Source organism: Sphaerisporangium album (assembly GCF_003323745.1).
In the GTDB taxonomy this organism is placed as follows: domain Bacteria; phylum Actinomycetota; class Actinomycetes; order Streptosporangiales; family Streptosporangiaceae; genus Sphaerisporangium; species Sphaerisporangium album.
In genome coordinates this window covers 28,792-53,118 of the sequence record NZ_QOIL01000035.1, presented here as the reverse complement: position 1 = coordinate 53,118, position 24,327 = coordinate 28,792, and the positions used below count along the sequence as shown (strand labels likewise).

The 24,327-nt window shown below is 67.4% G+C and carries 22 protein-coding genes; 10 read left to right on the top strand and 12 right to left on the bottom strand.

The window, feature by feature from the left end; translation table 11 throughout:
* Positions 1–66 precede the first annotated feature (66 nt).
* From DQ384_RS41920 to DQ384_RS38670, 3 genes are all read left to right on the top strand, one after another.
* Entirely contained in the window at positions 67–219 is a 153-nt protein-coding gene (locus DQ384_RS41920; RefSeq protein WP_181871665.1) for a hypothetical protein, read from the top strand.
* Positions 206–1,042: an endonuclease/exonuclease/phosphatase family protein gene (locus tag DQ384_RS38675; protein ID WP_181871664.1), complete on the top strand. Its 837-nt coding sequence runs from the start codon at positions 206–208 to the stop codon at positions 1,040–1,042. The genes DQ384_RS41920 and DQ384_RS38675 overlap by 14 nt, the downstream gene beginning before the upstream one ends.
* A gap of 85 nt (positions 1,043–1,127) precedes the next feature.
* Positions 1,128–3,260, top strand: a complete 2,133-nt coding sequence (locus DQ384_RS38670; RefSeq protein ID WP_220183374.1) for a B12-binding domain-containing radical SAM protein — start codon at positions 1,128–1,130, stop codon at positions 3,258–3,260.
* On the opposite strand, the gene DQ384_RS38665 is transcribed toward DQ384_RS38670, so the two are convergent.
* Positions 3,257–3,892 carry a hypothetical protein gene (locus DQ384_RS38665; RefSeq protein ID WP_114033856.1) on the bottom strand — a complete coding sequence of 212 codons (636 nt, stop codon included), beginning with the start codon at positions 3,890–3,892 and terminating at the stop codon, positions 3,257–3,259. The two genes, DQ384_RS38670 and DQ384_RS38665, sit on opposite strands and share 4 nt — an antisense overlap.
* A 726-nt stretch (positions 3,893–4,618) precedes the next feature.
* Between DQ384_RS38665 and DQ384_RS38660 the strand changes: the two genes are divergently transcribed.
* The 6 genes from DQ384_RS38660 to DQ384_RS38640 all read left to right on the top strand — a co-directional run bounded on the left by DQ384_RS38660 (position 4,619) and on the right by DQ384_RS38640 (position 9,821).
* Positions 4,619–5,869, top strand: a complete 1,251-nt coding sequence (locus tag DQ384_RS38660) for an ATP-binding protein (RefSeq protein WP_114033855.1) — start codon at positions 4,619–4,621, stop codon at positions 5,867–5,869.
* A gap of 5 nt (positions 5,870–5,874) precedes the next feature.
* On the top strand, positions 5,875–6,321 hold the full coding sequence (locus DQ384_RS38655; protein ID WP_147269067.1) for a roadblock/LC7 domain-containing protein: 447 nt from the start codon (positions 5,875–5,877) through the stop codon (positions 6,319–6,321).
* Between the two features lie 77 nt (positions 6,322–6,398).
* Positions 6,399–6,674 (top strand): DUF742 domain-containing protein, encoded by a 276-nt coding sequence (locus tag DQ384_RS38650; RefSeq protein WP_245967075.1) that lies wholly within the window; start codon positions 6,399–6,401, stop codon positions 6,672–6,674.
* Positions 6,655–7,230, top strand: a complete 576-nt coding sequence (locus DQ384_RS38645) for a GTP-binding protein (RefSeq protein WP_114033853.1) — start codon at positions 6,655–6,657, stop codon at positions 7,228–7,230. Before DQ384_RS38650 ends, DQ384_RS38645 begins: the two co-directional genes overlap by 20 nt.
* A 138-nt stretch (positions 7,231–7,368) precedes the next feature.
* On the top strand, positions 7,369–8,706 hold the full coding sequence (locus tag DQ384_RS43460; protein ID WP_245967074.1) for a cytochrome P450 family protein: 1,338 nt from the start codon (positions 7,369–7,371) through the stop codon (positions 8,704–8,706).
* Positions 8,691–9,821, top strand: a complete 1,131-nt coding sequence (locus DQ384_RS38640; protein ID WP_245967073.1) for a cytochrome P450 family protein — start codon at positions 8,691–8,693, stop codon at positions 9,819–9,821. The genes DQ384_RS43460 and DQ384_RS38640 overlap by 16 nt, the downstream gene beginning before the upstream one ends.
* A 92-nt stretch (positions 9,822–9,913) precedes the next feature.
* On the opposite strand, the gene DQ384_RS38635 is transcribed toward DQ384_RS38640, so the two are convergent.
* From DQ384_RS38635 to DQ384_RS41910, 11 genes are all read right to left on the bottom strand, one after another.
* Positions 9,914–10,639, bottom strand: coding sequence for an MBL fold metallo-hydrolase (locus tag DQ384_RS38635; protein WP_181871663.1), 726 nt, complete (start codon positions 10,637–10,639; stop codon positions 9,914–9,916).
* Positions 10,640–10,659: 20 nt separating this feature from the next.
* A complete protein-coding gene (locus DQ384_RS40715; RefSeq protein ID WP_147269066.1) occupies positions 10,660–11,418 on the bottom strand; it encodes a hypothetical protein in 759 nt (252 codons plus the stop codon).
* Positions 11,419–12,300: 882 nt separating this feature from the next.
* The gene (locus tag DQ384_RS41915) at positions 12,301–12,462 is read right to left on the bottom strand and encodes a transposase (RefSeq protein WP_181871662.1); all 162 of its coding nucleotides are present in this window, start codon (positions 12,460–12,462) and stop codon (positions 12,301–12,303) included.
* Positions 12,463–12,738: 276 nt separating this feature from the next.
* Entirely contained in the window at positions 12,739–13,539 is an 801-nt protein-coding gene (locus DQ384_RS38620; RefSeq protein WP_114033849.1) for a thiopeptide-type bacteriocin biosynthesis protein, read from the bottom strand.
* Positions 13,540–13,549: 10 nt separating this feature from the next.
* On the bottom strand, positions 13,550–14,623 hold the full coding sequence (locus tag DQ384_RS38615; RefSeq protein WP_114033848.1) for a lanthionine synthetase C family protein: 1,074 nt from the start codon (positions 14,621–14,623) through the stop codon (positions 13,550–13,552).
* Positions 14,620–17,382 carry a lantibiotic dehydratase gene (locus DQ384_RS38610; RefSeq protein WP_114033847.1) on the bottom strand — a complete coding sequence of 921 codons (2,763 nt, stop codon included), beginning with the start codon at positions 17,380–17,382 and terminating at the stop codon, positions 14,620–14,622. Before DQ384_RS38610 ends, DQ384_RS38615 begins: the two co-directional genes overlap by 4 nt.
* Before the next feature lie 79 nt (positions 17,383–17,461).
* Positions 17,462–17,593 (bottom strand): FxLD family lanthipeptide, encoded by a 132-nt coding sequence (gene fxlA, locus DQ384_RS38605; RefSeq protein ID WP_114033846.1) that lies wholly within the window; start codon positions 17,591–17,593, stop codon positions 17,462–17,464.
* The gene (gene fxlM, locus DQ384_RS38600) at positions 17,593–18,840 is read right to left on the bottom strand and encodes a methyltransferase, FxLD system (protein WP_114033845.1); all 1,248 of its coding nucleotides are present in this window, start codon (positions 18,838–18,840) and stop codon (positions 17,593–17,595) included. The genes fxlA and fxlM overlap by 1 nt, the downstream gene beginning before the upstream one ends.
* A gap of 238 nt (positions 18,841–19,078) precedes the next feature.
* Positions 19,079–20,281 carry a helix-turn-helix domain-containing protein gene (locus DQ384_RS38595; RefSeq protein WP_114033844.1) on the bottom strand — a complete coding sequence of 401 codons (1,203 nt, stop codon included), beginning with the start codon at positions 20,279–20,281 and terminating at the stop codon, positions 19,079–19,081.
* A gap of 513 nt (positions 20,282–20,794) precedes the next feature.
* The gene (locus DQ384_RS38585) at positions 20,795–21,643 is read right to left on the bottom strand and encodes a DMT family transporter (protein ID WP_181871661.1); all 849 of its coding nucleotides are present in this window, start codon (positions 21,641–21,643) and stop codon (positions 20,795–20,797) included.
* Positions 21,640–23,199 (bottom strand): NsdA family TPR-like regulatory protein, encoded by a 1,560-nt coding sequence (locus tag DQ384_RS41910; protein WP_181871660.1) that lies wholly within the window; start codon positions 23,197–23,199, stop codon positions 21,640–21,642. The genes DQ384_RS38585 and DQ384_RS41910 overlap by 4 nt, the downstream gene beginning before the upstream one ends.
* A gap of 310 nt (positions 23,200–23,509) precedes the next feature.
* On the opposite strand from DQ384_RS41910, the gene DQ384_RS38580 reads away from it, so the two are divergent.
* Positions 23,510–24,316, top strand: coding sequence for an SAM-dependent methyltransferase (locus DQ384_RS38580; protein ID WP_114033842.1), 807 nt, complete (start codon positions 23,510–23,512; stop codon positions 24,314–24,316).
* Positions 24,317–24,327: the final 11 nt, after the last annotated feature.

Below are 24,327 nucleotides of genomic sequence, written 5' to 3'. Positions count from 1 at the left end.
CTGTGGGCGTGCCTGGATCGCTATTCTCAAGCCGCCGTCCTGGTCGGGTTCACCAACTCCCGTCAGGTGGAAAGGAACCTGTCCGCGCTCGGGGCGCCGCCGCAACCGCAGGTGATCGAACAGGCTCGCCTGATCATGGGGCAGGTGCAGGCCCGGCTGGATGAGCAAGGGGAGGTGCTCGTCGACGAAACCCTCAGGGAAACCGATGACCAGCTCTGATGCGCGCCAGCTCAGCTTCCTCGGCGCCGGCGAGCACCAGGCCCAGCCGGGCCGGGTGCGGCTGATGACCCTCAACGCCCAGCACGCCAGCCCCGCGCGGTCCTACAAGCAAGCCGCCTGGCTGGCCGGTCAAGACGCCGACGTGGCCGTGCTGACCGAAGTCGCCGCAGGCGGGGCTGCTTTGACTCAGGCGCTCAGCGAACACGGCTTCGCCGTGCACTGCACCGACGACCGAGGCGCCGGGAGGGGCGCCGACTACCTCACCCTCATCGCCACCAGGATCGGCCAGGCGGAACCCGTCGAAATCCGCTGGCCGCACCTCCCCCACCGCTGCGCCGCCGTCCGACTGCATCTGGACGACGGGTTCAGCGTCGGGGTGGTCGGCCTGTACGTGCCCTCCCGGGGCCCGAACGCACGCCGCAACGTCGACAAGCGGCTGTTCCAGGACGCGGTGACGGCGCAGCTGCCTGCGCTCGCCGGCGCGCTCGCCGTAACCGGCCCCGTCGCCATCGCCGGGGACCTCAACGTCGTCGAACCGGGCCATCAGCCGCACCACGCGGTGTTCGGCCGCTGGGAGTACGACTTCTACCGAGCGTTCGCCGCGGCCGGGTACGGCGACGCGTTCCGCCACTGCAACCTCGACCTGGCCGACCACTCCTGGTACGGCCGGCGCAGCGGTCAAGGGTACCGCTTCGACCACATTTTCTGTAGGCCCGTCGAGGCGGCCCTGGACTGCGGCTACGACCACGAACCCCGCACTATCGGGCTCAGCGATCACGCCGCGATGACCGCCACCATCGCCGTCACTTCCAGCGCCAGCTAGCACCGCCGCTCACCCGCCCCTGCGCGCCTCAACGGCGCCCCGGGGCGATGTCGCCATGCCGTCTTTCGTCCACACGGAGATCCGCATGCTCACCAGCGACGTGCCCACCAGCCACGACCTGCTCCTGCACGCCATCGGCCGCCTGGCCACACTCCACCCCGACCAGCAGCAGGCGGTGCGCGCGGTCCCGCGCACCCGGCCCGCCGCGCTGCGCGACGCCATAGCCGGCGTCCTTCCCGGCCACGATGTCGTCATCACCGGCACCCTGGAGCGGCGGCTGCTCGCGATCACTACCGGCCAGCAGCCTGGCACCTGGCTGCTGGCCGATCTGTCCGGGCAGCCGCACAGCACGCGCACCTGGCCCGACTGGGCCGCCACCCACCTGCGGCTGCACACCGGGGACACCTTCATCAGCTACGCCGACCTGACCCCGGAGGCGGTCACGCGGCTGACGCGCCCGCGAGTCCTGCTGGTGGCGCTGTACCGGCCCGAGTACTTCCCGCTGCCGCGGTTTCCGTTGGCCATCTCTGACCTGGCCCGGGCGGCCCGCTCCACCCTGTCGGGCGAGGTCACGCTGATGGACATGCAGCTCGGCGTCACCCTCGACACCATCCTTGAGACCGTAGGAGAGCAGGCCCCCGACATTCTCGGCGTCTCGGCGACCTTCGGCCAGCATGAGCTGATGACCCGCCTGCTCGACCAGGTCCAACATCGGGTGCCGCTGGTCCTAGCCGGCGGCAGCCTGACCGTCCGCAACGAGGCGCTGCTGCTGGAGCGCTATCCGCGGCTGCTCATCGCCCGCGGCGCCGGCGAGCCCACCATCCGCGACGTCATCGCGCACTGGCACGGCGACCTGGAGCGTGAGCAAATCCGGGGCATCGGATATGTGGGCGCCCCCCGCGGCGGCGCCGTCGTGCTGACCCGGCGCCGCACCGCGACGCTGCCCAACCGCGACGCCGACGACTTCTTCCCCGAACTGGACCTGCTCGGCTCGACGTTCGAACACCAGGGCGTGGCGCAGCTGGAGACGACACGAGGCTGCACCAGCAACTGCTCGTTCTGCCCTCGCGGACACAAGGGCACCTGGGCGGGCGGGGCGCCCGCCCAGCTCCCGTGGATGCTGGCGGCCTTGGACGAGGAGTTTCGGCGCCATCCGGAGATCTCCCGCACCGTGTACCTGGTGGACGAGGAGGCCATCGGACGCGACCACGACGCCGTACCACGCGTTTTGGCGATCGCCGCGGAGATGGCCAAGGCCAGCTTTCAGTGGGAGACCTCCTGCCGGATCGACCAGGTCGCGCACCCCGGCCACGACCGCGACTGGCACATCGAGCGCGCTCACATGTGGCGAAGGCCGGTCCGCGACGGGCTACGCAGCTGCCTGTTCGGCGTGGAATCCGGAGTTCAAGGCATTCTGGAACGTTTCAACAAGGAGACCGACGCCGACCAGAACGCCCTCGGCATCCAGACCCTGTCTGCGCTCGGTGTGCCGACCCGGTACACCTACATCACCTTCGACCACCTGATGCCCCTGGGGGAACTGCGGGCCACGCACGCCTTCCTCGGCCGCACTGATCTGCTGCTGCGCCCACTCCCGCACCTCACCGCCGAGCAGATCGTCGACGGCGTCCGCGACCCGCGCTTCGTCGCCGAGCACAGCACAGGCCGCCCGTTCTACACCGGCGTCTCCTACATGCTGGTCAGCATGGAATGCCTGATCGGCGCCGCCTACACCCGCAAAGTGCACGCCGCCGGCCTTACCGGTACGGTGCGTCCGTCGATGGGCCGCGTCGACGCCACGTTCGCAGACCTGCGCATCGGCGCCTGCTCGGAGCGGGCGCAACTGTGGGTCGACCGCAACTTCGCGCTGGACTACACCCTGAAGTCGCTGGAGAAGATCCTCGACGGCGAGCCCCGCCGCCGCGTACGCGCGGCCCGTGTGGTCATCAAGGACGCCGCGTTCGCGGTACTCACTCGCATGATCGGCATCATCGGCCGGGGCACGGCCCCGGCCGCGGGCCCCCACCTGACCGCGGAACTGGACGCGATGCTGGAGGAGGCGTTTCAGCAGCTCCGCGCCCGTATCGGCGACAACGTCCCGCAGGTGCTGGCGGTGCTGCCGCCGCAGGCCGCCCACCGGTTGCGCTACGAGCACGGCCGGTGGGCGGCCTCGGCAGGCTGGCAGCTGATCAACGCCGCCGATCCCTGCGGCACTTAGTCGGCGGACCGCTCCGGGATCGGCACCCAGTTGAACTCCTGGCAGTACCGGGCGTAGGTGACGAGCTTCCAGGCCGAGTACTCCTCCATCCGGCCTGCCACGCGAAGCAGTTCTTTGACCCAGGTGTGGGCGATCCGCTCCTGCTCGGTCATCCCGGTGCCGATCTCGTCCAGCATGCGGCACGCCACGACGAAGTCCGCCTCCGTCAGCGCCGAGACCTCGATCCTGACGTCCCGGTGATCGAACACGAAGATCAGTCGGGTGGTGTCGAACCGGGTGTACCGCTCGCCGACGTACTCGGTGTACGGCTTCATGGCGGCGATCAGCCGGTCATGGTCATCGACCGGGTAGCCGATCCCGAGGTCCAGGTCGCTGGTCTCCAGGTTCACCTGGATGCCAAAGGAACCGACATCGCGCGCCTCACGCCCGCTCCACGAGGCGAGAAGCCCGGCTGCCTGCGCGCGGATCTCGAACAGCCGCTCGTCGTCGGCCCGGCGCGCGTGCCAGAACCGCTCGGCCCGGATCCACTCATCGGCAGGGAACTGCTCGGGATCGGCCCATCTCGCGGCGAGGATGGCATCGAGGTCTAACGCCGTTCGCTGGCCTACTGCCGGGTTGTTTGGGTCAGTCATCGTGCCAGATTAATCGTTTGGTCGTCGTCTGCCATGGCAGTTTCGGTAATTGGCGGACGCGCCGATACCTCTGGCTGATCCGCACACCATGCTCGTTGCTGTCGGCAGCTCCTTGCCCGTCGCCAGATCAACCGTGGCCCGGAAAGTGAACAATTCAGAAAACTCCCCCCACTGCCTGGTCGGGTTCCCGGCCACGCAGTGTTGTGCCGAGCCCGGCAGTAAAACCGTGCTGGACTTCTCTCGCAGGATGCCACTCCATTGCCCGCGAAGACAGATACGTCCCCGACATCCACTGCCGTACCGATTATCAGTCACTTGTCATGGTTTGTCTATATTATGACCTCCGTGGCATTCCTTAGGCGCTTTCGGGCTACTCATGTTGTATACCGTACCCGGTGACTAGCCGAGGCGGTCAGCGATGTCCGGGCAGCTCAGAGCCAGCGCGAAGTGTTAACCAAGATGGGAGTCGCCATCAGCTTCGGATGTGGTCACCCTTGTGAGGGTCGTCAAGGTCAAAAGCGGTATCTGGCGAGGAGCTGTCCGATCCGACAAGTCGGTTGATCTGCAAGGCGACACGATTTCAGGTGTTCGTTCCAGCGCAAAGGGAATGTCCTTGCAGCTAGGTCGCCGGCTTCCTCGTAGGTCAGGTCCGAGGTGTGCCGCACGAAGAAGGCGGCGCCCCTGGGGTGGTCTTCCTGATTGCCGTCGCTCCACATGAAGGTTGATATGACACAACAGGCATCCGCCGTCGTGATAAGCCTCTTGATTGTTGTATGCCTGCTACTGTTCATGCTTTTGGTGCGACAGTGGCAGATCAGCAAACGGGTCCGCCGACGGGCGGCATTACTGGAGGCCGGTCTGCATGCCCGGGACAATGAGCTGAGATACCTGGTTTCCGATCGCCTGCCGCGGCTCATGAGCACCCCGGAGCCGGCGCGGCGGGAACCGGTACCAGGCCTGCGTGATCAACGTTTGCTGGGTACCCGGTTCGCCGGGGACATCGAAGAGGTCATGAGCGTGTACGCGTCCGCGGCGGGCAGGTTCCGCCAGCAGGCCGACCACGCGGTCCGCGATGCCTTGGGGGGCATCATGGGGCAGGTGCAGGCCCTGGTCGGCGAGCAGGAGGTCGCGCTGAGGGCGATGCAGCATCGGCACGAGAACCCCGATGTGCTGCATGACTTACTCACCTTGGACCACCTCAACGCGCGGATGGGCCGGAAGGCTCAGGTCGTGGCCGTGTTGTGCGGTAAGTGGGTGGGCCGGCAGCGGGACGCCTCGAGCTTGACCGATGTGGTGCGCGGTGCGATTTCCACGATCGGTGACTACTCGCGGGTGCAGTACACCGAGAACGACGATGTGGCCGTGGCCGCGCCGGTGGTGGAGGCGGTTGTCCTGTCTCTGGCGGAACTGCTGGAGAATGCCACGCGCAGGTCTGAGCCGAATGCGCCGGTGCGGGTGAGCTTGTTGGGGGCCTACAACGGCTTGTCGATCACTGTCGAGGATGCGGGGATCGGCATGACCGATGAAGAGCTGCTTGTGGCGCGTGAGCTGGTCGCAGGGGTGCGGCCGGTTGACATCACGCGGTTGGGGGATCCACCACGGATCGGGTTCCCGGCCATCGCCGCGTTGACGCGCATGTACAAGTTCTCCGCTCACCTGGACGGGCGATCCTCCTCCGGAGGCCTGCGCGCGACGATCTTTGTTCCTTCCTCGTTGCTGACCACCCCCATCGAGCGCACCCGGCCAGACGCCTCCCGCGCAGCGGCGGTGACCCCTGCGGTAGTGAACGGCTCGTCGGGATTGCCGCAGCGCCGCCGCAGGGCCAGCCCATTGCCGGCTGCCGCACAGCTAGACGATCTGCAGGATCCTCCGCGTCGGGCGCCCGAAGAGATGGGCGATCGTCTGGGCGCGTTTCAAAGAGGTACCCGCGCCGGGCGCCGGGCTGGCGATGAATCCTCCGACAGCTACGACAGGTGAAGGACATGAACGACGTGTTCGACCCCGATACGTTCAACTTCGGGAGCGTCGACTTCTTGCTCGACCAGGCGGTGCAGCGCATTCCGCATGTCCGCGCAGTGATCCTGCTGACCTCCGACGGGCTGTTGCGTGCCCAGACCAGACACGCCCCCGAACTGGACACCGCGCAGCGAATGGCCGCCGCGTGCACGGGGCTACAGGCGACCAGCAGGGGAATGGGTGAGCTCATCACCACCGAGCAGGACGTGGCCGGTGGCTGGCGTCAGACGATGGTGGAGTTCGATGACGGGTATGTCCTGGTCGTCTCCGCGGGTCAGGGCACCTACCTGGGGATTGCCACCGGAGAGGGGGCCGACCTTGGGCGGGTGGGTCAGTGGGCGCAGGAGCTGGTGCAGTCGGTGGGTCACGTGCTGAACAGCCCGGCACGTCAGGACGTCGGTAGCGGGTCGTGACGGTGCCCCGGCGCAGCCGGTCGCCGCTGGTGCGGTCCTATCTGGCGACCGGAGGCCGCACCCGTCCCAGCCGCCCGATGTTCGATGTGCTGACGGTGCTCCACGCGCCGGGAAAACTGTCGGTCGAAGGGCTGGGACCGGAGCACCGGCAGCTGGTACAGCTGTGCGAGCAGCGACTGATGCCGCTGTTCGAAGTGGCCGGTGCCATGAGACTGCCGATCGGCCTCACCAAGGTGCTGGTCTGCGATCTGGTCGACAGCGGCCACCTGCTGATCCGCGCGCCCGCAGCCAGGGCCAACGTCCCTAAACGAGAGCTGCTGGAAAGAGTGATCGATGCGCTCAGAGCCCTCTGACCGCGACTACCTGGCCGGCGGCGCCCAGTTGGCGAAGATCGTGATCGGCGGGGCGTTCGGTGTCGGAAAGACCACATTCGTCGCCACATTGTCTGAGGTCCGCCCGCTGCGGACGGAGGAACCGATGACTCAGGCCAGCATCGGAGTGGACGATCTGCGCGGCCGGCCGGACAAGTCCACGACCACCGTCGGACTGGACTGGGGCCGGCTGACCATCGATGACGACCTGGTGCTGTTCTTGTTCGGCGCCCCGGGGCAGGCACGCTTCCAGCACATCTGGCAGGAGACCGCCCGCGGGGCCTGGGGCGCGCTGATCCTGGCCGACACCCGTCACCTGGAGCAATCGTTCGACTCTCTGGGACTGGTGGAAGAGATGGAACTGCCCTACGCGGTCGCCATCAACGACTTTCCCGACTCCCCTTCCTATCTCGAGGCCGACCTGCGCCAGGCACTGGACCTGCCGGCCACCACGCCGTTGGTCACCTGCAATGCCCTGAGCCAGCGGTCGGCGGCCCAGGCCCTGACCGCCCTGCTGCAGTACCTGATGACCCTCTGATGCATTGGAAAGCGCATGACCCACCCCCCCACGCCCCCTCCTGCCACTGGCTCCGCGCCGCCGCCCGGCTGCCCCGTCACCCCCGGGGCAGAGCACGGGACCCGATCGGCGCGGGAGGCCTCCGAGGACGCCGGATCTGTGGTGCGGCTGTACGGGGAGGCCTTCTCGGCCGACCCGCAGGCGGTGTACCGGCGTCTGCGCTCCATAGGGGGCATCGCGCCCGTGGAAATCGCACCCGGCGTACAGGGGCTGATCACCACGACGTACGCCGCGGCGCTGCACCTGCTGCGCAACACTTCGGGCCAGTTCGCCAAAAGCCCCCAGCACTGGCGAGCGCTTGCCGCCGGCGAGGTACCCGCCGACAGCCCCGCCCGGATGATGATGATGGAACGCAACAACGCCTTGTGGAAGGACGGTTGGGAGCACACCCGGCTACGTGGCGCGATCAGCGACACCCTGCTCGGCGTCGACCTGCACGCCCTGCGAGGGCTCGCCACCGGCTCCGCCGACCGCCTGATCGACGTCATCGCCCCCCGTGGCAGCGCCGACCTGGTGGGCGACTACGCGGCCCGCCTGCCGATGGCGATCCTGTTCGATCTATTCGGCTGTCCCGGGCCGATCGGGCATCGGATCGTCACCAGCCTGGACAAGCTCTTCGACACCGCGCAGGACGCGGCGGCCGCCAACGCCGAACTGGAAGGCGCATGCCTGGAGCTGACGCAGCTGAAACGCCAGACCCCGGGCGCCGATATGACCTCCTGGTTGCTGGCACATCCGGCGCAGCTCACCGATGCGGAGATGATCCAGCAGATCCTGCTCCTGATCGGCGCCGGTACCGTGCCGAGCACCAATCTCATCGGCAACGCCCTCACACTCATGCTGACCGATGACCGTTTCGCCGGGTCGGTTCTGGACGGGGCCCAGTCCGTCGGCGGGGCACTGGACTACGTGCTGTGGAACGACCCGCCGATGGCCAACTACAGCCCCCTCTACGCGCGCCAGGACACCATCTACGAGGGCATCTTGATTCCCGCGGGCGTCCCCATCCTCATCTCCTTCGCGGCGGCCAATACCGACCCCTCGCTGCGCCTGAACGACGCTCACTGGGCCGGCAACGAGGCACACCTGGCCTTCTCCGCCGGCGCTCACCGCTGCCCCGCGCCCGACCTCGCCCGCGTGATCGCTGAGGTCGCGGTCGAACGCATCCTGGACCGGCTGCCCGGCCTGGAGCTCGCCTGTCCCGCCCAGCAGCTCGGCCGCCGGCCCGGCACCTTCCACAGCGGCTGGACCGCACTGCCTGTCGTCTTCCCGCCCGTCGCGATGTCAGGAGACTCATGGACCCCCAGCACTCCCCCGCCCCTCCGTACCGCCTCGACGCCACCGGTCGCGACATCCACGCCGAAGCCCGCGCCCTCCGCTCCCAAGGGCCCGCGGCGCTGGTTGAGCTCCCTGGTGGCGTGGTGGCGTGGGCAGTAACCGACCCTGGCCTGATCAAGAGACTGCTCAGCGACTCCCGCGTGTCCAAAGACGCCCACCAGCACTGGCCGGCGTTCGTCAACGGGGACATACCGCAGAGCTGGCCCCTGCGACCCTGGGTACAAGTCCACAATGCGCTGACCGCCTACGGTGATGAGCACACCCGGCTACGCCGCCTGCTGTCCGCAGCGTTCACCGCGCGCCGGACCACAGCACTCACCCCGAAGATCGAAAAGATCACTAGCGATCTCCTCGATCACCTGGCCACCGTCCCGGCCGCAAGCACCGTCGATCTGCGGGCTCGGTTCGCCTACCTGCTGCCCCTGCAGGTGATCAGTGAGCTATTCGGCGTTCCCGAACAGTCCCACGAGGGGTTCCGCCGGACCGTCGGCGGCCTGTTCGCCACCAACCTCACCGAAGAACAGGCCACCGCCAACGCCCATGAGATCTACGCAATGCTCACCGACCTCATCGCCACCAAACGCCGTTACCCCGGCGACGACCTCTCCAGCGCCCTGATCTCCGCTCGCGACGACCGCGACAACTCCGAGCTTTCGGAGCAGGAGCTCCTGGACACGCTTCTGCTCTTCATCGGCGCCGGACACGAAACGACCGTCAACCTCCTTGACCACGCCATCGTGAACCTGCTCGCCCACCCCGACCAGCTCGCCCTCGTCCACGCGGGCCAAGCCTCCTGGCAAGATGTGATCGATGAGACCCTCCGCAAGGAGGCACCGGTCGCCAACCTGATCATGCGCTTCGCCATCGAGGACATCGTCGACACAGCCAGCGGACTGGTGTTCCGAACCGGAGACGCCATCATGATCGGCTACGCCGCCGCCGGCCGTGACCCTGAGCTGCACGGCCTGGACGCCGACCGGTTCGACATCGGCCGCCCGACCCGGCACAAGCATCTGTCGTTCGGGCACGGTCCGCATTTTTGCCTCGGCGCTCCCCTGGCCCGCCTGGAAGCGCAGATCGCTCTTCCCGCGTTGTTCGACCGTTTCCCCGGCCTCGCTCTCGCCGAGCCCGCAGACCGGCTCCCGCCACTCGAGTCCTTCATCTCCAACGGACACCGCGCCCTGCCGGTCCTTCTCGGTCATTCCGCCAACTGACCCACAGGCCGTCCCTGGCCGGAAGGACGCCGCGAAACAGGTCACGTTGCCGCAGTGCGGCAACGTGACCTTCCTCTTTCCGAATGCGACGGTCACACCGGGACGGTCAGTCCTGACCGGCCAAGGTCAGCGGATCCGGCGAACCGGGTTTGCAAACGCCAGAGAGCGTGCTCGGGCGCCACCCCAGGTGAGACATGGGTCAAGATGACGCGCGACACCTGCGAAGCGGTGGCGACATCACCAGCCTCCTCGGGTGTGCAATGGTGCGGCTGAGGTGTATCCGCACCTGCCTCAATCACGAGCACATGTGCGCTCCGCGCCAGGTCGGCCAGCTGCGGGCAAGGACCTGAGTCGGCCGAGTAAGCGAAGACCCGGTCACGATATTGGGCTCGAAGCCCGAAAGCCGGGACGCTATGCTCGACCTGCCAGGCGGAGACGTCGACAGATCCGATCCGTAACGCGTCTCCGTCGCACACTTCCTGAGTAATGAAGACGCTGCCGACCGCTCCGTCTTGACCCAGCATCGCGTCCACCCTTTCAACCCATCCTGGCGGCCCGAATACCACAGGCCTTGAGAGAGAGGGCGTATTGACGAAGGCATTCCAGGCGGACAGCAGATCTGCACAATGATCAGGGTGAAGGTGGCTGATCCAGATGGCGTCGATATCGGCGAGCCCCACATGCCGCTGGAGCTCAGCAAAGGTCCCGGGCCCGGCATCGACCCATACGATGCTCGGCCCCATCCGCAAGAGATATCCCGAACAGGGTTGATCGGGCTTCGGATAGGGAGTCTGACACCCCAGTACAGTCAACGACATGGACATATGAGGGCGAACGCTCAAGAGACTTCTTCCCGCTTGCTGTTGGTTAGCTGACGGGCCGCGTTGTGGACGTTGAAATCCTCCATCTGTTCAGCGAACTCCTGAGCTCGAGGGGTCGACCTCAGCGCCGGCGCGGCCAAAACCCGGCTGAGGGCATGCGTGCGACGCACCACGCCAGCCAGCCGCAGGTCAGGGGGCAGCCCGATAACTGGCCGGACGACCTCCAGCGCACCATCCAAGTCACCATTGTGCAGGTGAGCCAATGTCAAGTCCAGCCGAGTCACGATGGTGTGGGCGTATGACGGTACCTTTCCCGTGGCAGGGGCTTCATGCTCAAAAAACTTCAAAGCCCGCTCCAGAGAGGCCACGCTCAGGGCGGGAACGCCTAACCATAGATACGAGCTCCCTGCGCACCGCTCCTGATTTCCCAACGAGAAATCGAACATACCTTCGTACTGGTGCTCGTCCTGCACATGCTGCCGCGCTTCTTCGGCTCCCTGGAAAAAGCATCGAGCACGAGCCTCATCTCCGAGTTTGGCATAGGCCCGCGCTTGCAGACTTCGAAGTCGCACTAATTCCACACCAAATGCAGTGAAACTAATTCCTTGCTCAGCGTACCGGGCGGCATCGCGAATACGGCCATCCCAGAACGCGATCAGACTACGGGTGGAAAGTATCCAGGCACGCAATTTGTCATGCCCAGATAATTCCGCAGACAGCCACGCCGCACGGGCATGGGTGTCAGCCGCCTCGTAATGTCCAAGATCACTGCACACTGGCGAGTAGCCCGCACAACTGACCGGCGATCACATAGAGATGCCGAGTCCGCTCCGGATATTGCCGCCCTTTCAATAGGGAAAAGGTAATGTCGCGTAGCCAGTACATATTTCCGATGAGCGGAACCAGGGGTCTGTTAAATACCGTCGGGCTAAGTGTCATTCGTGATTACGCAATTCCCCGCCCCACGCAACGCCGTTCACGACGAGCGGCAGCGAGGCGCCCATCCCGCCACCTTGAGCATGCTGTTGCCGCGCGGTACCCGCCTCGTTGTGCTCACCGAGTACCAGAGATACGACCGGCGGCATTAGCCGACCGAGATTGTCCCTCAAGGATCAGATCGTGATGCGGACGAGTCGGGCGACGCACGCGCGCCCGTCCTTTCCACGTAGGCGCGGGAGCAGTGCGCGCCGGTGGCGGGCGGTCGCCCGGACGAAGCGCAGCTCTTCCTGATTAAGGGGCTCTTCGACTGAGCCGATTAAGGTTTCCCCCGCCGCATTTCCCCTGCCACCACCCACCTACGCCGCGACGACCACAAGGGAACGAGCAAATGAACGACGCACCCCAGGCCGACGCCCGTCCGCTCCCCGTGCAAGCGCATGACCTATCCCACACCCGCATGATCTCGGCTCTCAATTCCTCGTCGCGAAGCTCGCGGGCGGACGGCTCACGTTCGCGTCGTTTTCTCTCGTGGTAGGTGGATGGAGCAAAATCCAGGACCGCGCGGATCAGATCGACACCGAACCGATCCCGATGCAGGTCGATGAACTCGACTAGCGCGGTAGCCTCGGGCCGAGTTCGCGGGCGAAATACGCGGAGGCCGCCTTCAGAATCTCGTTGGCCCGGCGCAGCTCACGAACTTCCCGCTCCAGCTCGGCAATTCACTGTGCCTCGCTCGTCGTCGTGCCCGGCCGCTGCCCGCTGTCGACTGCCGCCTGCCGTATCCAGGTGCGAAGCGCCTCACGATGAATGCCGAGCCGATCGGCCACCCGCGCGATCGCCCCGGTCTTCTCACCGGTTTCCTGGCGCAGCTCGAACACCATCTTGACGGCACGATCACGAAGCTCTTGGGGGCACTGCGGGCACGGCTCCCATCCTTCCAGTCTTGGGAGACTCCAATCGACCCGGGGCACCTCAGTGCGCGGTTGTCCTGTTCTGCAGCCGCTGTAGGAGGAAGGTCTCGCGGCCGTTGCAGGTACGATGGAGCGCGAGGTTACTGGTAGTCCCGGCTATCAGAACCTGCGGAATGCCTTCGGCCTTCAAGACCGGATTCTCAATGCAGAAATTGGCGGCAGCGGTGATCTTGAAAGGTTATCGGGTCAGCTGTCTGTCACACCTTCCGGCCGACGTGCAGCGCTGAACACTGCTTCTTTCGCGGCTTGTGCGAACATGGCTTGACCCCTCGCGGGGAGCCCGATCCGGTTCCAGTGGTGGATCACGTGCAGGGCGGTCACCGCGCGGATCCCTCGGGTGAGATCACCGCGTTCTCTGATCTGCCGTAGCGCGCCGCCCGCTTCCTGGAACGCGGCCAGCCAGCTGTCGGGGAGAGCGCCCGGGTGGGCAGTGCCGAGCAGGAGTCGGCGGACGCCGCTGGTGAACTGCGCCCATGTGGTGGGGTCGGGTGGTTGGCTGAGGAGGGGCGCTCGCTGCTCGGCGACCTGTGCCCACACGCCGCCCTGTTCGGTCCAGTCCAGACCTGCGGCTCGCATGAGCGTGGTGAGCAGGATGAGGGAGCGTTCCCGCCGGTCGGGCGCGTCGCCGGAGAGGAAGTCGATCAGGTGGCGGCTGTCGCCATGGAACAGGGCGTGAGCCGTGTTCATGCTGTCGGGGCCACCGAAGGCGTGGGTCTCCGGCTCGTAGATATCGCTCGTCCACCGCATGCCGTCGGCGAGTAGGCCGCGCACTGGGTCGGGCCGTGTCGGGTCGGGGAGCTGGTAGCGGATGCGCCACGGGCCTTTGCGGATGAACCACCATGCGGTGATCGTTCCGGCGGTTTCGGCGGTGGGGAGGATGCGGGTCAGGTGGGTGGAGGCGTGCTGTTCGCGGTCGCGGCCGTTGCCGGGGTAGGTGATGTTGATCTGCCGCCACCGGGTGCCGGTGCCGTCCGTGGCGTCGTCCATGGTCGGCCTTTCAGATGAGAAGGAGGCAGGCGTCCCAGCCGGTGGCGGCTTCTGCGGTCTCGGCCAGCGCGATGCCTGCTGTTCCGTTCAGGAGTCCGGCGGGTTCGTCGGAGGCCGCCGGCGTGTGCTGGTGGTTTTTCTCGATCAGGGTGAGGGGGATCTGGGTACGGGCGTCGGCGGCGATGCGACGGGCGGTGGCTAGGAGTCCCGCGGTCCCGTGGCACAGGCCCCGGTCGGTGAGGCGGGCCAGTTGATGGGGGTCGCTCACGCACGCGCCGAATGCGGCTTCAGCGGTTTCCTGGCGTGCGGGGTCGGTGATGGCGCGGGCGGCGAGTTGGCAAGCGCGGGCGATGCCTGGGGTGCCGTAGCACCAGCATGGGCGTAGCGGGCCGGCCTGGGCGGACTCTGCGCGTTCGAGGTCGGTGAGGGTGATGGTCTGCGGCCACCACGCGGCGCCGTTGTCGGTTTGGCGCTGCCAGGAGTCCAGCCATCGGAGTATCCGTCCGATCGCCTCGGCGTGGCCGTCGACGTGGACGCCATCAAGGTGACTGAGGGCTAAGAGGGCGAGAGGGCCCGAGATGCCGTGAGATATCCCGAAGTTTCCGTGGCCGCCGGGCACGTCCTCGCGGTGGGGTCCGTGGCGGCACCACCAGCCGGGCAGCGGCCCGATCGGCTCGGTGAGGCGTACCAGGTAGGTCAGCACCTCGCGGAGCAGATCGAGATCGCCGGCCCGGCGCAGGGCGACGCCTAGTCCGGTCAGACCGCGGATCAGATCGTACTCGGCGTACTCCGGCTGCCGGTGCTGGTCGATGCGGCGGTGGGCGGCCTCAAGGCGATGGCGCGTCACCGCCTTGAGGCCGACGGCTGCGGTCGCTCGCGCTCGGGCGAGACTGGGCTGGTCGGAAGAGGCGAGGACGAACGCGAGGGCAGGAGCGCCGTAGTAGAGGCTGGCGCCGCCGGCGACGCTGACACCGCCGGCGACTGCTTCTTCCAGCGCCGCGTACGTCGCCTCCCAACTGTCGGTTGCCAGGTGGAGGAGGGCGATTCCCGCCGCCCCGTCGGCGAGGGACTGGCCTGCCGTCATGACGTCCCCCGAACGATGTCGGCGCGGGCGATAGCACGGGCCAGGCGCAGGCAGTGCCGCTCGGACGCGGTGTCGACGCCGATCATGCGGGCGTGGTGCAGGTGCAGCAGGTCGGCCAGCACCTGGTCGGTGTCCAGGCCGTCGCGGTCGGCGAGTGCCCGGTAGGCGGCCAGCGCCGTGCGCAGATCGTCGTCTCCGTAAGGGTGGCGGGCGGCGGCGAGTTGGGTGGCTTTCAGGCGCGGGCCGCTGCGGCGGGGGGCGCGCTCGGAGAGCCAGCGCAGGCCATCGCCGGTGAAGGCGTCGGCGATAGCGATCATCCCTGCGGCCGTGGCGGCTTGCCGGTCGCCGGACAGCCGCTGAAGGGCGGCGCGGGAGTTGGCGGCGAACACCGCCTCGGCCGCGGCAAGGGTTGGCCCGGTCCCGTGGCGGGTCTCGGGCCGATAGGTGTGCAAGGTGTAGTCGCGCAGCAGTCCGTCGTCATGTAGCCGCTCCGCCCACATAGCGAGGTCGTGAGCCGCGTCCCCGAACCGGGTGGCGCGCAGCGGGATCCGTAGCCGCAGATGGGGTTCGGGGTCGGGGTAGCGCAGGAACCACCAGCCCTCTGGCAGTTCGGTCGCGGGCCGGTCGGCAAGCCGGGCGAGGACGTCGTCGGATCGGCCGTAAAGGCGGGCGTCCAGCCACTGCGACAGGGCGGGCCGATGCTGAAGGGTGCTGGCGGGATGGACCAGTCGGGTCGGCGGCCGGTGGCGCGGTGGGGTGCGGGTGAGGGTGAGCAGGAGTTCGGCTGGTCTGCCGTCAATCCAGTCTGACGGCCCGCCGGCCTCGACGAGGACGGCGCTCGCGTGCCGGTCGAGGTGGCTCCGCAGCACCGCCAGGTGGGCGTTCTCGTCCAGGTCGAGGCGCAGCCGCACATCGTTCTCGCCGATCAGCACCACCCGCGGCAGCCGTTGCCGTTCGCGGTGCCGCTGCCAGGCGGCCCGCCACTGCGGCCACGTCGCGGTGCGGGCGGGGAGCGCGGTCGCGGGGATGGTCCAGCGGGCCGGGTGCAGGATGGAGCGGCCCCGCCGGATCCGTGGCAGGAACGGCAGACCGCGGGCGTGCCCCCAGTCGAACCGACTGCACGGAGCCGTCCACGCTGTCCAGATCTCCGTCAGGAACCGGATGAGCGGCTGCTGGCCGGTCGGCAGGAGCACGCAGTTGACCAGCAACGGCTCGACCGGCCGCCCGGTGGTGCGTGACATCAGCCACAGCCGCTGACCATCGCCGGCCACCGCCAGGTCCTCCAGCGTCCACGACGGATCGGGGTGGAAGTCGCCGACGGGCAGGACAGGCAGTAGTTCGGGCGTGCGGGCGACGGTGGCCAGGCGAGTGTCGAGTGGGGGCCCGGACAACTGCACCGTGTCCGCGCCGGGCATGGCGGTTGGCAGGCTCGCGTAGACGCGGCGGAAACGCTCCAGTTCGGGTGGGGTGAGCAGGTGCAGGAACCGTGTGGCTGCGACGCCCGCGTGGCGGGCCCCGCTCACCACCGTCAGCATGAACGCGCCTCGATCGAGGTCTCGTGGTGTTCCGGCGGCGAGGGTGAACCGCAGTTCGGTGTGCGGGATCGGCGGACGGTCGTCGTCGCCGCGCAGCGATTCGATCAGGTCGTCATCGAGTACCACTTCGGCGCAGCCGTCCACGGCCGACTGCTGGGCGAGCGTCGCGAGAACAGTGTCGCGGGCGGTGAACGCTGCCGGGTCACGGCGGGGGGAGCCCCGGTACCCGGCGGGGAACCCGAGAATGCGCAAGACGTCGCGCAGCGGTACGGCCGCGCCCGGGCCCCACCGTTCGATGAACGCGCGATGGTAGGCGGCCCAGCCGGGCAGGTGCGATGCGACGGCGGCAAGCGCGGAGGCGGCCGCCCGAGCCTCGCGGATCACCGTAGGGGGCAGCGTCACCGAGCAGTCGACCCGCAGATCCACCGCGATCCTGTTGCCGGGATCGGGGAGGTCGATGTTGCGGGCGAGGTGCGCGGCCGGGTCGGTCACAGTCATCGGCGGCCGGACCGCCGACAGCAGCACCCCCGCGTTCACCAGCGCGACCAGCAGCCCCTCGGCCGCCGGGGTGTCGGCCGAGGTGTCGGTGGCCAGTTCCTCGGCCACCTTGGCCGCCAGGTCCCCGAACGCGATCGGGGCGCTGGCCGTCTCGACCGCCAACCGCACCGGGCTGGTCAGGTCGATCTCGACATCCCATATCCGTTCGTCGCTGGCGCGGGCGCAGGGCAGCACCCACATCCCGCCCCGGGCGTACCCCAGCGCGTTCGTTACCACCGCGACCGTGCGGAGCGTCGGCAGGTCCCGCTCGGCCGCAGCCGTGTACTCGGCGATGTAGTGGTCGTCGGGGCGGGCCACGTCGTGGTGCCGCTCCCCCCAACGGACCACCGCGCGGGGGCCGAGCTCGACCGGAGCCACGCCGGCGAACCTGCCAAATGGGGTCGCGCGGGTCGTCCACCTCAGCAGATACCGGACCGTCGCCTCCACCAGGCGCCGTAGCCTGCGCGTCTGAATCGGCTCGTGGGCCAAGGCGCGGGTGATCTGGGCGGCCAGCTGCGGCGCGGCCTGCACGACGGCGGCAGCGAACTCCGGCAGCGCCCACGCCTTCCGCAGCCACTCCAGCCATTCCTTGGGCTGGTCGGTGGTCAGGTCGGGCCAGGCGGGCAGCGTCAGATCTCGAGGGTAGGAGGCGGCCCTGATCAACGCCGCCTCCGCCGCTTGGAACATCTCTCGCACCGCGTTCCGGGGTTAGCAGAAGGAAGGGGAGGGCCCGGCCTCTGAAGGCCGGGCCCGATGGGTGGGCGGGTCAGCTGGAGCCGTCGCCCGAGCAGGCGTCCGAGCCCGTGTCGCCCGAGCCGCAGTTGTCGTCGGTGCTGGTGGCGTAACCGCTCGCGGCGGGCCCGGCGTCGACCAGGCGGAGGTTCAGTTCATACTCCATCAGCGGGTTCCCTTCTCATCGGGGGTGAAGGCGAGGACGAGGCGGCTGTGCCGCTTGTCCAGAACCACCCCGTCCGGCAAGTCGCCGTCGGGGGCAGGCGCGGGAAGGACATGCAGCACCGGAGACGGGCTGCCCGCGTCCACCCACGCGCGCATGTGCTCGACCATCCGCCCGGCCGCCAGGGCGGCCTCGGGCCCGTGGGCGTATGCGCCGAGATCGAAAAGCCTGCCGGTCCAGCGCAGGGCCGACCGGTAGGCGAACGTGCCGTCGTGGAGGGTGGCAGGGGTGCCGAACCGCCACGAGGGGGCGACGATGCCGGAACTGACGGCCCCTTCTTGCGCCGACAGCACCACGAACTCCTGCACCTCGCATATGAGGTGGGTCGCCAGCCACAAGTTCAGGTCGGCCAGGACGGTGCGGGGCGGCAGGCTCAGTCCGGCCCACGCCTCCTCCCGGGGCTTGGTGAGGATGTCAGCGACAACGGCGGGGTCGATCTGCTGGCCCTCATCCAGCCGCAGGTGGACACCGTCGGCGATGTCGACGTATCGCACCTCGTGGGCTCCGGCACCCTGTACGGAGACGAACCCGCACTGGCGGTGGCTCTCACTGACCAGATGGTCCCCTGAGCGTCGCAGCGCCCATGATCGGGTCATCCCGAACGTACGCAGCGGCACGACGAGCACACCGTCTTCGGCAAGCTGGTCGCGCCACGCGGGCGCCACGTCCCACGCCCCGGCCGTGACGATGATCAGGTCGTAGCGGCGGCCCGGCTCGATCGGCTGTTCGGCGTCCGCACACACCACGATGACGTCGTTGTAGCCCGCCGCCTCCAGGCAGGCGGCGGCCCGGTCGGTCACGTCGGGGTCGATGTCGACGGTCGTGACCGACCCGGCGGGGCCGACGAGTTCACGCAGCAGCGACGCGTTGTAACCACCACTGCCAACCTCAAGCACATGCCGGCCCTCCATGCGGCCAAGCGCGTCCGCCGCCTGACCGAGCATCTCCGCGATCAGGAACGGAGCCGACACCGAGCTGATGTTCTCCTCACCGACCCGCTTGGTGATGATCGCGGTGTTCTCGTACGCCTCCTCCAGAGGGATACCCGGCGTGTACAGCTCGCGGGGGACGGTCCGCATCGCGGCCTCCACCTCGGGGCGCAGGGCCAGACCCTTCGCATGATGATCGGCTGCCAGGCGGTCGACCATCTCGTTGCGGAGACTCTCGCTAGCGATCGTGCCAACGCTCATAAGGATGCCCTCTCACGATGCGTACGGGCCGCCGTGGCGCAGGCGGCCCCCGGATGCCCCGGGAGTCATCCCGGTGGCGGGCTCTCATGCTGCCCGACCGGCGAACCGCTTTCAGCCGAACGACTCGGCCTGACCCCACGATGAGCCGGCCGGTCGCGAGCGTGAAGGCACGCCATGTGTCACTGATGTGATCACGCTGGGTGAAAGTGATACGGGGCGTATCAACCGGAGACCGTTGTCAGTGGCCGGTGTGCGAGGTGCCAAGGATCGCGGCGAGTTTGCGGTAGCGGGAGGCGGTGGGGTTGGCGTGCTGGGCGCGGCGGGCTATGACGTCGGGGAGTGCCTGGTGGCGGGCCCAGTCGGGGCTGGCGGTGCATACATCCAGCAGGGTGTCGAGGGAGGCGTCCCATTGGCGGGTCTCGGCGAGGGCGAGGGCGACGTCGAGGTGGAGCCGGTTGCGGGCGGCGGGGGTGAGGGCGGAGGTGTCGCCCATCGTGGCGTAGGTTTCCAGGGCCTTGCCGGGCCGTCCGGTCGACACCTGGAGGCCGACGGCTTGGGCTTGGACGGTCGCCGGGCCGAACGCTGTCCCGTTGACCGACACGTCCCGGCCGATTCTCGCCGCGACCGCGTGCCCCTGGGAGAGCAGGTCGTCGGCCCGCGTCACGTCCCCATCGCGGGCCGCCACGACCGCCGCGAACGTCACGTGCCACCCGTAGGTGGCCAAAAGTTCGGGATCGTTGTCGCTGTAGCGGGGCTCGATCATCAGATAGGAACGTTCGGCCGTGACCGACGCCTGGTCGAGGCGGGCGTCCCGCAGGTAGATCCACGACCTTCCCGAAGCAACCATCGCCGACCGCACCTCATCGCCCGCGAGCTCAGCCTGTACGGCGGCATGCCCGATTCCGGCGTAGGCCAGGTCGCGGGCGCCGAATTGATTGGCGACGTAGGACGCCAGCCGGAAGGCGTCGGCCATCACCGACGCGGCTGCTCCTTCCCTGCCCACAGGCATCGTATGGGCGACGGCCGCGGCCTGCCGGACGGCGATGGCCACCAACGCGCCCGCCGTGGCGTACTGCCCGGCGCGGTATCGGTCCCATGCCGCCGCGAGCCCGGCCGTCACCTCGCCGGCGGACACGGGCTCAAGGTCGCCGCCAACCCCGGCCGCGGTGTCGTGGACAGCCCGCGACAGCTCTCGCAACATTGCCCGGTCGTCGCGGCGCATCGCTCGACGGGGCTCCTGCTGGCCGAGCACCACCGACACGTCTGTGTGCAGCGCGGCCGAGATCCTCAAGAGCGACGGCAACCCACCCCCCAGGTCTCGCTCAACCTTGCGGATCGTCGCGACCGACAGCTCAGTCGCCTCGGCGAGCTGTTCCTGGGTCATCCCCGCGCGCAGAATTTTGATCCGCTCGCCAGTCGTATAGTCGCTCCACCGGGTCATTGCTCGGCCCTCTCTCCCGCCGGATGCCCGGCGTAGTCGGCGCTCGCCCTGTCCAGAAGGCGCGTGCCCGTTCATGCCCAGTATGCGGACGAGGCGTACAGAACGGCTTCAACCCATGCTCTATCCGCGGACCTCGCCTCCGTGGCCCACTGCACCGCCCACCTCAGCCTGGCGGTCGGTCGCCGCCACGAGCCCGTCCACCTCGGCCCCCGACAGGCCGCGCGGCAGCGACGCCAGCCGCCAGGACGCCACCGCCGGGACCGCGCCCGCCAGCGGGACGGGGCCGTCCGCCCGGTCGCGTGAGCGAACCGCAGGAACGCCCGCAGCGACGTCACCATCGCCTTCGCCGACCAGCTGTTGCGGTCCCGGTAATGCTCCACCATGAACGCGGTCACCTTGCCCGCGTCCAGCCCGCCACCTTGAGCACGCCGTTGCCGCGTGGGCCGCCCAGCAGAGTATGGACGGTGGGGTCTATGGGGCGCGCCAGCATGTGCACTCATCTGCTCCTGGAGGTCAGCGGCTCATGGCACCGATGTAGGAGCCCGCAAGGATGAAGAACAAGCCGATGAGTGCGGTCGGGGTGGCACGGTCGCCAAGAAAGATTATGCTGTAGCCGATCGCGAATCCCGGATCTAAATATCCGGCGAGGTTCGCACGTACAGCGCCGATGCGACGGATCAAAGTGTAGAAGAGCACCAGCGCTCCAGCGGTGGACACCACACTAAGAATCAGCAGTAATCCGAGCGTGGATGGCGGTGGCGGCGAGATTGTCACCACGGCCGCAAATGGTGCTATCACCACGGTACTGATTGCCATGGCAGCTGTGGCGATTCCTAGCGCAGGGACATCAGAAAGGGTTCTTTCAACCCAGAGCGCGCCTGCGGCGATGAAAACTGCTGCGGCCACAAGTGCAACTGCCGCCCACCCACTGCTGCTGCCAATGTCGATGTCGCCAAGGAAGAGCACGATCACCCCGCTCAACCCGATCAGCACACCGGTCATCTGCCGTACTCGTACAGCGTTATTGAAAGTGGCGCTCAATACTGCTGCCCAAACCGGTTGGGTGGCGACGAGAATCGCGGCCAGCCCGGCGGACACGTACTGCTGCGCGCCAGTCAGTAAGGCCAACGGGATGGCGACCTGTACCAGTGCTGCGACCAACACTGCCCTCCAGCGGCCCCGCACGGCCTTCAGCGCCCCGCTGCGGAGGGCCAACGGAGTCAGCACTATCGCGGCCAAACCAGTACGAGCGATGACGACCACCGAAACGGGTAGGTCGCGAAGCACGACAGCGGTCAGCGGGTAGATAGCCCCCCATATGGCGCCGAGCAGAACCAGTAAGACCCCATCTCGCCTACTCACAGAGCGAGCTGGTCGTCCAGGTCCCTGACCGCATCGGTATGCCGGTAGGGACGCAGTCGAAGGCGCAGATGAGCGACGGCGCGCAGGTTGCGAGGTGATTGCGTTCGCATGGCGATTCTGTAGGCCTGGCCGGTCAAGGATGCGGCCTCCGGTATCTCGCGTTGCGCTATACGCGCTGAGGCTCGAGCGGCCAACACCTCCGCTGAGGCGCGAACGGCCGTTGCCGGCCATGTGGCAAACGCCCGATCAATCGCCAGCCGCCCCTCCGTCACCATCGACGATGAGTGCTCGCCGAGTTTGAGAAGACAGAGTCCCTGCATCTTGAGGAGATGGGCTTGATCATGGAACGCGAGGTAGTTCTCCGCAGGTTGCCCTTCCGCGCGCTCCAGAAACTGAGCAGCCGTATCCAGGTCTTTTCGGCATGACCGATCATCCCCCAGACACGCGTGGATGAACGCGCGAGTGACTGCGAGCCATGAGATCAGTACCGCGGCCGATTTGCTGCCGGCAAGCCGCATCGCCTCGTCAGCCAGTTGCAACGCCTGCTCGAAGCGAGCGCACTCGGACAGGATGCGACTCATCCGTCCGACCATGTAAGCCTGCCGGCCAACATCATGATCGTGCTCCTGCGCGATGGCGGCAGACTGACGGGCCAGGTGGAACGCCTGGTCGTATTGCTCCAGATCAAGGCACAGCCACGAGGCCAAGCCGCCGGCATCGACGGCCAACGCGCTGAGATGCTTCCGCACCTTGATGCTTTCGGCGTACCGGAGCCACCTGATCAGCTGTTTGTGATGATCTACGGCCTGTCCGTACACGGCGTGGGGCCCCAGCATGTTGTCCATCTGACGGTAGGTTGCCGTCAACTGCGCGCACATCGCGTATAGCTGCGGACCGAATTCCGGCAACGAGAACGTTGCCGGTGCGGCCGGGGTCAGGAACGTCGCCGCCATGCCTCCGGTAAGTGTGAAAAGGTCGCGTCGCCGCATAGTCTCATCCCAGGTCCTGAGGATTTCTTCTAGTCTCGGGGATTCTCCCTCAGCAGAGAGTCTCACGGCGGCGAGGATTCCATCCCCTGCCAAATCGCACAGCTCGGATACCGGCTCGCTGGGTGGGACGTTGTTCGGCTCGATTTGCGGATTATGGGATCTTCGGCCATCGCCGAGCGGCCGATGGTCAATCCGGTTGATCGCCGCCTGGCTCTTGGCGCCGTAAAGGTCATACTCCTTGCTGGTGAGTAACTGCCGAGCTGTCGTCTGGTAGATGCGGGCGAGCATGTCCAGCTGGGCGACGGCCGGGCGGCGGCCAGTGCTGGTCTCCGGCCAGCATTCAAAGTGGCTGATCCGGGCCTTGGTCATCGTCACAGTGCCAGGGTCGAGCGCATTCCACCGGTCTGCCACTTGCTCCTGGGTGAGGTTGTGCGCCCAGCGGAAAGCAACACGAGGGGAGATGTTCGGGTGTTGTGCCTCCCAGATCGCGGCAACCTGCTCCCGGGTAAAGCCCCGGCTGATGAGCTCTTGAGAGCGACGGCCACGATCGCGTGAATTAACCGACATCAGCGCGATTCAACCTCCTGCCCATCGGTGCGGCGATCCATGCCTGTTGCTCCGCCTGGTGTAGTAGACCCTAACAGGTCACTTGAGCACGATCTCCTCAGTATTGATCCAGGTCAGTGACGATCCCTGATGTTAACCGAATTGGGAGTCGCCTCTGTCCTCGCCTCCGGCGATGCTGTCAAGGTCAGAGAACGGAATCCGCCGAGCGATGCAACGCATGGCCGGTTTTGAAGGCATGGAGCTGCGACTCGTGACCCAGTCCCGGTTGCTCGCGGTCACTGGTCGCAGAGCAGGCAGGGGCTGAGGTGATATGAGGGCGACAGGGCCATTGCTCCAGGTGGATCGGTCGCACAGCGCCCGACTGTGCGAAGTGTTGCAAGGGGGTAAGAAGCACTTCCCCGTTGATCGAGCCGCAGCGGCTGGACTGCTGCGAATCGCCCCGAACGCGGCAGAGGTCGCGCTGGCCGGTCGAGCCTTTGTCATCGCCGCGGTAAGGCATGTTGTCGCGTGTGGCACCGCTTTGATAGCCGATCTCGGCTCGGGATTGCCCGGGCCCGATGGGACCAACACCCATGAGGTCGCCGTGCGAGTTGATTCGTCCGCTCACACGGTGTACGTCGACAACGACCCCATAGTGCTGGTGCACGGCCGTGCGCTCCTCAGAGAGCCTTCGGCTGTGATCGTTGAGGCTGATCTTCGTCAGCCTACCTCGGTGGCGGCGCGTCTGCTGTCCGAGTGGATACCAGGCTCTGGTGTCGGTCTCGTGATGACCTCGGTCTTGCACCACCTGTCCGACCAGGAGGATCCTGGCGCGATCGTCGAGCAGTTGTGTGCGGCGATGCCCGACGGGAGTTTCCTGGTGATCTCTCATCTGTGTGGTGATGGCTTACACCCCAAGGACGCCTCCGCGGCCGCAGCCGTGTACGCCAAGACGTCGAGTCCCCTCTATCTCAGGTCCGCCGAGCAGATCCGCCATCTGTTCGGCGGCACAAGGTTGCTCGGGCCTGGAGTGGTGGAGGTGTCATCGTGGCATCCGCACCGCGCTCGCCAGGGGGATGAGAGTTCGGGCCGGTGGCATCTGCTGGGCGGTGTCGCGGAGATCAGGCCGGCCGCGTGATGGGTCACAAG

Coding starts and splice junctions, on each gene's coding strand:
- DQ384_RS38675 (WP_181871664.1), top strand. CDS start 206: ATGACCAGCTCTGATGCGCGCCAGCTCAGCTTCCTCGGCGCCGGCGAG.
- DQ384_RS38670 (WP_220183374.1), top strand. CDS start 1,128: ATGCTCACCAGCGACGTGCCCACCAGCCACGACCTGCTCCTGCACGCC.
- DQ384_RS38665 (WP_114033856.1), bottom strand. CDS start 3,892: ATGACTGACCCAAACAACCCGGCAGTAGGCCAGCGAACGGCGTTAGAC.
- DQ384_RS38660 (WP_114033855.1), top strand. CDS start 4,619: ATGACACAACAGGCATCCGCCGTCGTGATAAGCCTCTTGATTGTTGTA.
- DQ384_RS38655 (WP_147269067.1), top strand. CDS start 5,875: ATGAACGACGTGTTCGACCCCGATACGTTCAACTTCGGGAGCGTCGAC.
- DQ384_RS38650 (WP_245967075.1), top strand. CDS start 6,399: ATGTTCGATGTGCTGACGGTGCTCCACGCGCCGGGAAAACTGTCGGTC.
- DQ384_RS38645 (WP_114033853.1), top strand. CDS start 6,655: ATGCGCTCAGAGCCCTCTGACCGCGACTACCTGGCCGGCGGCGCCCAG.
- DQ384_RS38635 (WP_181871663.1), bottom strand. CDS start 10,639: ATGTCGTTGACTGTACTGGGGTGTCAGACTCCCTATCCGAAGCCCGAT.
- DQ384_RS41915 (WP_181871662.1), bottom strand. CDS start 12,462: ATGGTGTTCGAGCTGCGCCAGGAAACCGGTGAGAAGACCGGGGCGATC.
- DQ384_RS38620 (WP_114033849.1), bottom strand. CDS start 13,539: ATGGACGACGCCACGGACGGCACCGGCACCCGGTGGCGGCAGATCAAC.
- DQ384_RS38615 (WP_114033848.1), bottom strand. CDS start 14,623: ATGACGGCAGGCCAGTCCCTCGCCGACGGGGCGGCGGGAATCGCCCTC.
- DQ384_RS38610 (WP_114033847.1), bottom strand. CDS start 17,382: ATGTTCCAAGCGGCGGAGGCGGCGTTGATCAGGGCCGCCTCCTACCCT.
- fxlA (WP_114033846.1), bottom strand. CDS start 17,593: ATGGAGTATGAACTGAACCTCCGCCTGGTCGACGCCGGGCCCGCCGCG.
- fxlM (WP_114033845.1), bottom strand. CDS start 18,840: ATGAGCGTTGGCACGATCGCTAGCGAGAGTCTCCGCAACGAGATGGTC.
- DQ384_RS38595 (WP_114033844.1), bottom strand. CDS start 20,281: ATGACCCGGTGGAGCGACTATACGACTGGCGAGCGGATCAAAATTCTG.
- DQ384_RS41910 (WP_181871660.1), bottom strand. CDS start 23,199: ATGTCGGTTAATTCACGCGATCGTGGCCGTCGCTCTCAAGAGCTCATC.
- DQ384_RS38580 (WP_114033842.1), top strand. CDS start 23,510: ATGAGGGCGACAGGGCCATTGCTCCAGGTGGATCGGTCGCACAGCGCC.